Origin of the sequence: Streptomyces sp. H27-H5 (assembly GCF_026627505.1) — a bacterium.
Lineage (GTDB): Bacteria > Actinomycetota > Actinomycetes > Streptomycetales > Streptomycetaceae > Streptomyces.
Window position 1 is genome coordinate 1 of record NZ_JAPNLK010000266.1, and the last position, 1805, is coordinate 1805.

A 1805-nucleotide genomic window follows, 5' to 3' on the forward strand; every position below is an offset into this window, starting at 1 on the left:
ATTTCACTTGAGAGGTGCCTTGCCGGTTGGTGCTGGTGGAAGCGTGAGAACTCCCATCATCCCAGGTCAGCGGGCACCTCCTCCCGTTTCCCTGTCCACAGCCCGGCCGTTACACGGTGGATCGAGGTTCAGCAACAGAGTCGCCCTGTGGCTATCCCGCCTTGCTGGTTGTGTTGGTTGTCGCAAACTTTGCAATCCCATTCTTTACTAGCTGAGGGTCTGAGGTCGGCGGGGAACCTGGCTGCTGGGCTGGGGTGCTGACATCGAATTTGGCCGTAAAATCTCCGCCCTTGATTAAGATGTACTTGCCTTCGCATTTCGTCTTGGATGTCTTATTGGCGGGGGTCAAGGTCAACGTCAGGGCCCCCTGGCCTGGAGTAGTGTACGGCCCTGCCGTGTATGCTAATGGGACCTTTAATGATTGAGGAAGCTCATCACCCTCCAGACACACCGACATTTTCTCCACCTTCATCTTCACACTTGATCCTGTGAGGGGTACAGGGGCGGCGGCGGCCGGAATAATAGTTCCGGGGATTGTCACGGTTAGGGTATCTCCGGTCCTGATGAAAAAATCGCGCATATCACTCTCCAATCGAAATTCATCCCCCGGGGCCGCTTCGCGGGTATCTCCTCCCACTGCCAAGCTAACCACCGGTACGGGGCGCGTCGATGAGTTCCAGGACGACGGTGATCGGATCGGGGCCCGGTTGATTCTTGCGCAGGTTACGGTATGCATCGCGGTATCTGAGGTGGAAGCTGTCAGCGGCATCCCGGGGAGGCCCGCTTGTCGCATACATGTCCACGATGCCCTGGGTCTGCGGGCGTTCGAAGGGATCCGTCGCACTGCCTCCAGCGTCTGCTTCCACCGTGACGACGGTGTCCTGGTCCGAAGCGACCACAGCGGCGACGTGGTAAGGGTTGCCCGACCCGTTGGCCATCCGGATGATGGCAAAAGCCTCGCCCGGCTTCGGCGCCACGGATTTCCCGGTGAACCCGGCCCGGCCCATCGCTCGCAGCTGCTCTTCGTAACGGACGGCCAGCGCCTTGTTCTCTTCGTGGCCGGTACCGAAGACCTCTTCTGTGAATTTAGCCCGGCTCACGTCGCCGCCCGGTTCCAGCCGACGGCCAGCCGACGGCCGCTCATGATCTCCTCGGCTGCGTGGGAACAGTCCTCGTAGAAATGCCGCGTGTCATACCGGAAGTAGACAGCTCCACCGAAGCGCATGCCCGCGCCGTGCGACCGGTCGCAGAAGCGAGGAGGAGGTGCATCGCTCCTCGCCCAGATTTCGTGCGTATCCCCGGCCTTTCGCGCGACGAGGTATGCGGCATTGTGCGAGCACCTGAATGCTCCCCGGCTGGGGATCTCGATTGTCGTGAGGGCGGGGCCCTTGTGCTCCGGACCGTGGACCATTTCGGAAGTCAAGGCCGTCTCAGCGGTCAGCCGCCGCAGCGCTTGACTGCGCAAGGAGGCACGAGGACGACCGACGGAGGCCGCAGCCCTGGTAGGCATCCGTCGCTGCGGCTGCGCGGGACTCTGTCGATAGGGGGGAAACGGCATCTCAGTCTCCAGCCGGTACTTCAGGCGGGCGGACCACGCGATCAGTGTCTTCCTGCCCGGTCCGGGCGGGAAGAGCCTGCTGGGTGCCTCTACATGCCTATGCCCCGGCCCGAAGGGGCGCCTAGGTCCTGTATGGAGTCCAGATCACGGTTTGGGTAATCGGCGCCGCGGAACCGGTCGCTCTTGATAAACCATCGGGCATGGCACGTGGCGACCTCACCGACGAGCAATGGGCCCTGATCGAGCC

General features: G+C 62.1%; 2 protein-coding genes. Both read right to left on the reverse strand.

Annotated features, from left to right (window positions below; all coding sequences use genetic code 11):
• Nucleotides 1-151 precede the first annotated feature (151 nt).
• The gene (locus OTB19_RS43920) at nucleotides 152-736 is read right to left on the reverse strand and encodes a hypothetical protein (RefSeq protein WP_420717034.1); all 585 of its coding nucleotides are present in this window, start codon (nucleotides 734-736) and stop codon (nucleotides 152-154) included.
• Entirely contained in the window at nucleotides 645-1100 is a 456-nt protein-coding gene (locus OTB19_RS42635) for a hypothetical protein (protein WP_267804238.1), read from the reverse strand. The genes OTB19_RS43920 and OTB19_RS42635 overlap by 92 nt, the downstream gene beginning before the upstream one ends.
• Nucleotides 1101-1805 lie beyond the last annotated feature (705 nt).